Annotated in this window: 6 protein-coding genes and 1 pseudogene; 1 reads left to right on the top strand and 6 read right to left on the bottom strand. The window is 62.3% G+C overall.

The window, feature by feature from the left end; all coding sequences use genetic code 11:
• Window positions 1–102: 102 nt before the first annotated feature.
• The 5 genes from ABZF37_RS12895 to ABZF37_RS12875 form a co-directional block, all read right to left on the bottom strand.
• On the bottom strand, window positions 103–795 hold the full coding sequence (locus ABZF37_RS12895; RefSeq protein WP_372720560.1) for an ion transporter: 693 nt from the start codon (window positions 793–795) through the stop codon (window positions 103–105).
• Window positions 796–1,230: 435 nt separating this feature from the next.
• A complete protein-coding gene (locus tag ABZF37_RS12890) occupies window positions 1,231–1,677 on the bottom strand; it encodes a DUF4124 domain-containing protein (RefSeq protein ID WP_372720558.1) in 447 nt (148 codons plus the stop codon).
• Window positions 1,678–2,187: 510 nt separating this feature from the next.
• Window positions 2,188–3,459, bottom strand: coding sequence for an aromatic ring-hydroxylating dioxygenase subunit alpha (locus ABZF37_RS12885; RefSeq protein WP_372720556.1), 1,272 nt, complete (start codon window positions 3,457–3,459; stop codon window positions 2,188–2,190).
• 19 nt (window positions 3,460–3,478) lie between these two features.
• A complete protein-coding gene (locus ABZF37_RS12880; RefSeq protein ID WP_372720554.1) occupies window positions 3,479–3,973 on the bottom strand; it encodes a nuclear transport factor 2 family protein in 495 nt (164 codons plus the stop codon).
• A 150-nt stretch (window positions 3,974–4,123) separates the two neighbouring features.
• Window positions 4,124–5,578, bottom strand: a complete 1,455-nt coding sequence (locus ABZF37_RS12875) for a coniferyl aldehyde dehydrogenase (protein WP_372720552.1) — start codon at window positions 5,576–5,578, stop codon at window positions 4,124–4,126.
• Window positions 5,579–5,901: 323 nt separating this feature from the next.
• On the opposite strand from ABZF37_RS12875, the gene ABZF37_RS12870 reads away from it, so the two are divergent.
• Complete coding sequence (locus ABZF37_RS12870) at window positions 5,902–6,789, top strand: peptidoglycan-binding protein (protein WP_372720550.1); 888 nt, start codon at window positions 5,902–5,904, stop codon at window positions 6,787–6,789.
• On the opposite strand, the pseudogene ABZF37_RS12865 reads toward ABZF37_RS12870, so the two are convergent.
• Window positions 6,786–7,050 (bottom strand): annotated as a pseudogene (locus tag ABZF37_RS12865) (glutamine--tRNA ligase); the annotation flags it as partial. The gene ABZF37_RS12870 and the pseudogene ABZF37_RS12865 sit on opposite strands and share 4 nt — an antisense overlap.

Genomic DNA, 7,050 nt, shown 5'->3' with positions numbered 1-7,050 from the left:
GTGGCCAAGGGAACGACAGGTCTCACAGTGAACACCCGTGCAGCGACCACAGGCGCATGGTTCAGAGCCGTTTGTGACGGCCCCGGAAAGACGTTGCGTTGATCATTCAAGGTCTTCTGGAGCATGTCTGGCTCTGGTCAGAGCGGCAGAGATTAAGCCAGTCGGTACCGCGACGATTGCCAGGCCAATAGCCAACACGAAAAATGTGAAAATGCGGCCGCCTAACGTGACCGGGTAAGCATCTCCGTAGCCAACCGTTGTCAGAGTAGTAACTGCCCACCAAAGGCTGTGGAACACCGATCCGAATTTTTCGGGTTGCGCGTCGTGCTCAAAAAAATAAATCCCGACCGCAGCGACATACAACACTAGAAGTGCTGTAGCGCCGAATAGGGCCAGCTCGTCCCGAATAAGGTGGAACGCGCGTCGGAAAAGGTTAATTGAACGACTGTAGCGAAACAGTTTGAAAAGCCGTAAAAGACGCAATGCTCTTACCGCGCGCAGATCAACGCCCGTGCTCAGGTAGAAGGGTGCAATGGCAATTAGGTCTATCAGGCCGTAGAAGCTGACCACGAAGCGAATCCGTCGGTCGGCAACCCAGAGCCGAGCGAGGTATTCAGCGGTGAAGGCCGCGACGGTGACGGTCTCGATTAAGTAAAGAGTGGCCTGCACCTTGGCCGAGAGATTTGGCAGCGTCTCAACCGAGAAGGACAGGATCGACAGGATAATCAAACCTTGGATGACAAGGTCGAAAGTCCTTCCGGCCCGGGTGTCGCTTCGCTCGACGATTGCCTTCAGTACAGTCTGAAAGTTTCCGCGGCCAAGGGCCGGCTCCACCTTTTCCTTGTTCTGGGAGTCTGTCACGTTGCGGGCTGCTCCATGAGGTTGGGAACACCAGTCTTTCAAGAGTTGCAAGGGAGGGTTGGAAATCAATTAGGCTTGGGGCCACTGGACTTGGAGTGGCCGTCCTTGGTGGGCCGCAATACATCACCGGCGGCAGGTGCCCAGGCCCTGTACAGCATCAAAAACGCGTTATCAGCAGTGGTCACCGTGTCGCCCCGGCATCGCCGCAACCGACGCGGCCGACGCCCCCAACCCGGTGATCGACACGTCCACGACATCCGGATGGCTGATTAGGTGTGTGTATCCGGTGGCGGGCGCTGAGAAGTCACGGGTGGATTTATTCAGAGCTTCCCTACAGAACCGCCTGCTGGTGGTTAGCAAATCGTCGGATTACCTCGGCTGTCCGTTGGCCTGGTCCAGGTCGGACCGCAGGCCCGCCGCCTCGACACCGACCGCCTCGGGTCGCTTGATCGCCTTGACCTCGTCCTGCCGCGCGAGTTCTTCCAGTCGATTCAGGCGGTCTTCCAGCTTGGTCCTCTGTTCGCTCTCCAGCCGCACAGCGGCCTCCCGCTCGCGCCGCTGCTCCTGAGTCCGAGCTGCTTCGCTGGCCTCACGGGGGTCAAACGGACTGGCCTGCTCGACTCGCAAACCCGTGGCTGGGCCAGGGCTGTAGTCGATTGACGACGCCTCCCATGGCTGTGTGGTCTGGTCATCTTTCGGACACTGGTTCGAGAACTGAACCACGCCGTTCGGATCTTTCCACTGACAGAACCCCGCCTGCGCAACTCCGACGAGTGCAGGCAGCAACAGGAGCGGGGCAACCAGGTAGGGTTTCATCTTCCTCTGCCTCCGGCTGTAGGAGGTGGACTGCACCGGGTGTCCCGCAGGCCCGTTGCGTTGAGTGACAGCGCAATCGGTCGCCCGGAGAGTTCCTGATAGTAGATCGCTTCGACCGCCACCGGCCACCGGTGCCGGAAAAACGCCACCGCGTGACCTTGGTTGAACCTGCGGATCCGTTTCAGCCCAACCAACTGCATCGTCCCATTCTTCCACGATTCGCGACGAATCACCCCAGGCTCGAACAGGCCGTCGAGGATCCTTGCCAGCACATTGTCGTACTGGCTCGCTTATCGGACCGAGTGAGGGTTCAATGACGGCCCAGGCCGGGCGCGCGGTGTAGCGGATTGACAGGCACTGCCCGCGGCGGCAGGAGTCGTGGACCGCCCATCCCGGTCAGCCGAACTCTGACCTGCTGCCGACCGCGGCCAGAGTACGACTCGCAATCCAAGGCGGAAAAACTACCGGCAGCAGGAGCCCGCTCAACCTACAGCTACCGGCCGACCTCGGTCAGTACCCCATCAACTGCCGGTACTCATCCCAGAAGGCGCGAATGGTGGTTTCGGTCACCAGGTGGTCGGCGTCTTTCACGTCGCGGCCGCCCATCTCAATGCAGGACCAGGTGTTCTGGTCGCGTATCACCGCCTGTTGGCAGATCACCGACGACTCACCGTCTTCCATGGAAATCAGCCCGGCCGGGCCAATCAGGTTGGCCTGCTTCAGGCGGATGTTGCGCAGTTCCTCGTCGTCGGTCTTGTAGCCGAAATAGGTCCACACCAACTCGAACGCGTCACGGCCCTTGGGCACGATCTGGCGCACCGCCAGGGTGTTCTGTATCTGCTGAATGACCAGGTTGGGCATCAGCGACATGATGACCAGCGTGACGTCGTCGCCCCACTCGCCCTTGCGGCCGTTGAGCAGCGATGGATCGGCCAGGGTGTAGCTGTCTGCCTGGTAGGTGCGCAGCTTGGAATCCCTGGTCTCGGTAATGGCCGCGTCGGAATCCGTACCGGAGCGCGAGAACAACACCGTGTGCCAGCCATTGGTGATGTTGACCCCACCGACCTGGCTGGACCGGTACAGGCCAAAGGTCATGTGGAACAGATGCAAAAGGCTGGCGTGGTAGGGGTCCTTGGTGTTCTCGGCGTAGAACTTCCAGTTGCTCGGAATGTACTGGCGGGTGTGACCCAGCACCTCAAGATCGCGGTCTTTCAGGATCCGCTGCAGGTGATAGTCCACCGCGCCGTCGGCGCCGATGTAGTCCTGAAAGCCTGGCATGGCGTCGTCGAAGGTGACGAACACGGCGCCGTGGTAGTTCTCCAGCCGCAGCTTGCGCAGGCCGTGCTGCTTCATGTCGAAGTCGGCCGGGTAGCCGCCCTTGCCGCCCAGGCCCTTGCGAAACGGCACGCCGACCAGATCGCCCCGCGCGTCGAACGACCACTGGTGGTACACGCAGGTATAGGTGCCGGCTGCGTTGTTGCCGCGCAGCTCGCGGCACACCAGCGCGCCGCGGTGGGCGCAGCGGTTGACCCAGGCCTGGATGGCGCCGTCGTCGCCACGGGTCATCACCACCGGCGTATCGCCGACGAAGGTGGCCTTGAAGTCGCCGGCATTGGGCAGTTCCGCCGCCAGGCCGATGAAGTTCCAGGTCGGACCGCGAAAGATTCTGGCCTGTTCTTCGTCGTAGACGGCCTGTTCCGTGAATACGCCATAGGGCACCGCCGAGGTGACACCCTCCTCCGGCCAGATCAGGCCACCGGTCCGTTTTACGCGTGCGTCCATGTCGAGTTCTCCTGGCGGTTCAGATGGGGGTGACCATCAGGGTCTGAATGCGATTGGTGTCGAAGATGCAGAGCTTTTCCCTGAAACGCAGGTGACCGTTGACCCGCACGATCTTGTCCAGGTACTTGCCGGTGTTGTAGACACGGGTTTCGCCGTCCAGCAGGGTCTGGAACACGCCATAGTTGGTTTGGGCCGTTATCACGCCGGCCTGCTCGCCCAGGATGCGGGTGTTGCTGACCAGGTGGCGGTAGAAATGCGGCGCGTAGATGTTCGCCTTGCGCAGCGCCACGATGCGATCGCGCAGCATGCCCTTGCTGTCGCAGAACATCACCGACACCGGCAGGCCAAGGTCCACATTCTCGCGTGGGATGACCTTGTACAGGCAGTCGTCGGCAAAGAAATCCGGCCAGGCTTCGAGGTCACCGTCGTCGATGCACTGCACGTAGGCGTGGATCAGATCCTCCACCTCTTGCCGGCTGGTGGTGGTGGGTTGGATAGCAACGGCAGCGGACATGGGCGGCACCTCGCCTGGGCGTTAAGGTGCAGCCATTGTGGGAGGCTGAGCCGGACGGCCATTGATGCAGGTCAAGTGCAGGCAAGCCATCAGGACTGCGGGCTGGGCAGCAATGCCCAGCCCGCATGGGGGTCAATTAAGCGGGGAGGCTTACAACCAGCGCAAGGCCAGCCGCATGACACGATCCAGGCCCGGCCCGTAGGGCGGGCGGATCAGCGACTGTACCGACCAGCGGCTTTGATACAGCACGCTTTTCTGGTGCGAGAAAGTCACGAAGCCATCAAAACCATGGTAACGGCCAATGCCACTTGGGCCGACGCCGCCGAACGGCAGGCCCTCGTGGGCCACATGGAACAGCACGTCGTTGACGCAGGCGCCGCCGGAGGCGGTTTGCGACAGTACGCGCTCGGTGCGGGCGGCGTTGTTGTCGAAGTGGTACAGCGCCAGCGGGCGCGGGTGGTTGTTGACGTAGGTGATGACCTGGGACAGGTCATCGTAGGTCTTGATCGGCAGCAACGGGCCGAAAATTTCCTCCTGCATCACGGTCATGTCGTCGGTCACGCCCAGCAGCAGAGTCAGCGGCAGAATGCGCTCGCCAGGCCCGGCCGTGAGGTTGCCCGGGTTGATTTCGACCACCTCGGCACCCTTGGCGGTGGCATCGGCAATGTGCGCCTTCAGACGCGCGAAATGCCGGTCGTTGACGACCCAGGTCAGATCGGTATTACCGGCGAAGGTTGGGTAACTGCGCGTCACTGCGGCGCGCAGGGCTTCGATCAGTTGCTCCCGCCTGGCGGTTGGGATGAACACGTAATCAGGCGCGATACAGGCCTGACCGCCGTTCAGCAGCTTGCCCTGAGCGATGCGGCCGGCGGCAAGGTCAAGCGGATAGTCCTCGCTGATGATGGTTGGCGACTTGCCACCCAGCTCCAGGGTCACCGGGGTCAGGTTCTCGCTGGCAGCGCGCATGACGATGCGACCGACCTGCGTGGAACCGGTGAAAATCAGGTGATCGAACGGCAGCGCCGAGAACTGGGCCGCGACTTCGGACCCACCATTGACCACCGTGACCTGCTCGGGCGTGAAGGCCTGCTTGATCATGGAGGTGACCACCTCCGCCGTGCGCGGGCAAAACTCGGAGGTCTTGATCAGCGCGCGGTTACCCGCGGCAAGGGCCCCGACCAGCGGCGACAGCGTGAGCAGCACCGGCACGTTCCACGGCCCGATGATGCCGATCACGCCCAGCGGCTGGCACTGGATACGCGCCTTGGCCAGCGGGAACTGCGGACTCCAGCCGGCGCGGCGCGGCTTCATCCATTTTTTCAGGTGCTTGCGCGTATGACGAATCTCGCCCAGCAGGCCGATCACGTCGGCAAAGAAGGTCTCGTGGCGCGAGCGGTGACCGAAGTCGGCATTCACCGCCTCCAGAATCTGTTCGTGATGGTCGACGATGGCCTGGCGCAGGCGTTTGAGGGAATCGATGCGCTGCTCGTAACTGGGCGGGCCGACGCGCAGGAAATCCTCGCGCTGGGCCTGTAACAGCGGCATCAGCGGGTTGTCCGTGAGCAGTGGCGTGGACGCTATGGCCAGACGGTTGGTGTCATTCATGGCACGGACTCCTGGTGGTCGTTAATGGTATTGATGCGGACTCGGAACGGTGAGCGCTGGCCCCCAAGAAGCGCCGCGCGAGCTCAAAGGCACCGAAACTTCTCAGCCTGGCATGCCAATCGCACCGACACCCAAGCCTTCCTCCGCCGGCTACAGTAGCGGTACCGCCAATCGCGGTCCAGATCGCAGCCGTTAACGCTGCTTTCAGCGCGTGAACCGGGACCCCCATGTCGGGACCATTCCCATGACAAAACAGGTAGCGATCAGGGTGCCAGCAGAGTTAATTTATTCAGGCATGATTAGCAATACGGGAGGCAGGTGTCATGGCAGTGAGTGCTTTCGACGCGGTCAGCCGCATGGCCCCGCACGCGCATGGCAACTACCTTGATGCACTGCGTCATGGGGATGGTCTGTTTCACGAACACGACATTACGACGCCGCTGCGCCTGGCGCACTTCCTCGCCCAGGCCTTGCACGAGACCGGTGGCTTCACGGTTCTGCGCGAGAGCATGAGTTACTCAGCGCCGCGATTGATGGAAATATTCGGCGTCAATCGCCATTCCGCCGGGGTTACCGCCGCCGAGGCGGAAACCCTTGCCCGTCAGCCAGAGGCGATTGCCGAGCGGGTCTATGGCCTCGGCAACCCGCGCAAGGCGCGCGAACTGGGCAATACGGAACCGGGCGACGGCTTTCGTTACCGCGGTAACGGCGTGCTCCAGACCACTGGACGCGGCAACCATAAACGCATGGGCACCGCCTGTGGCGCCGATTTCGAAAGCAACCCGCAGCTGGTGATTGAGTCCGCATACGCCCTGAAGCCGGCCCTGCACGAGTGGACGCAAAACAAGCTGAACGCCCGTGCCGACAAGAACGATATCCGCACCATTACGCTGCGCATCAACGGTGGCTTGAATGGCCTTGCGCAGCGCGAAGCTTGGTTCAAAAAGGCGTGGTCCCTGCTCAAAAGCGATGCCGAGCCGGTGGAAGCCTGGCGGGCGGCGAGCAAGGACTCGGCGGTACTGCGGCTACAGAAAGCGCTCAACGACCTGGGGGCCAGCCCGGCGCTGGTTACGGACGGCCGTTATGGTGCCGCCACGCGCCAAGCGGTAAAAGCATTTCAGACCGCCGTGGGGATTGTTGCGGACGGCGTGGCCGGCCCGGTCACCCAGGCCGCAATAAAACTCAGACTCGCCACGCTCAGGGGCGCTTAAGCTCCTGACCCACCCTGACGCTTGGCCCAGGAGTCCCGCAGCGATACGGTGCGGTTCCATACCGGCGCGCCGGGCCGGCTGTCCTGATCGGGACTGAAGTAGCCCAGGCGCTCGAACTGTCGGCCATCGCTCGCGTCAGCCAGCGCCGGCTCCAGCAGGCAGTTGCGCAGCACCTCCAGGGATGCCGGATTCAGCAGGCTCAGGTAGTCATCCTCCCCGGCCGGGTCAGGCACCGAAAACAGCCGGTCGTACAGGCGCACC

This window comes from Immundisolibacter sp. (assembly GCF_041601295.1).
Lineage (GTDB): Bacteria > Pseudomonadota > Gammaproteobacteria > Immundisolibacterales > Immundisolibacteraceae > Immundisolibacter.
The sequence above is the reverse complement of the archived record's forward strand: the minus strand, read 5'-3'. Positions and strand labels throughout refer to the sequence as shown.

Excerpts from the sequence above, each read along its gene's own strand:
- ABZF37_RS12890 (WP_372720558.1), bottom strand. The coding sequence starts at position 1,677 with ATGAAACCCTACCTGGTTGCCCCGCTCCTGTTGCTGCCTGCACTCGTC.
- ABZF37_RS12885 (WP_372720556.1), bottom strand. The coding sequence starts at position 3,459 with ATGGACGCACGCGTAAAACGGACCGGTGGCCTGATCTGGCCGGAGGAG.
- ABZF37_RS12880 (WP_372720554.1), bottom strand. The coding sequence starts at position 3,973 with ATGTCCGCTGCCGTTGCTATCCAACCCACCACCACCAGCCGGCAAGAG.
- ABZF37_RS12875 (WP_372720552.1), bottom strand. The coding sequence starts at position 5,578 with ATGAATGACACCAACCGTCTGGCCATAGCGTCCACGCCACTGCTCACG.
- ABZF37_RS12870 (WP_372720550.1), top strand. The coding sequence starts at position 5,902 with ATGGCAGTGAGTGCTTTCGACGCGGTCAGCCGCATGGCCCCGCACGCG.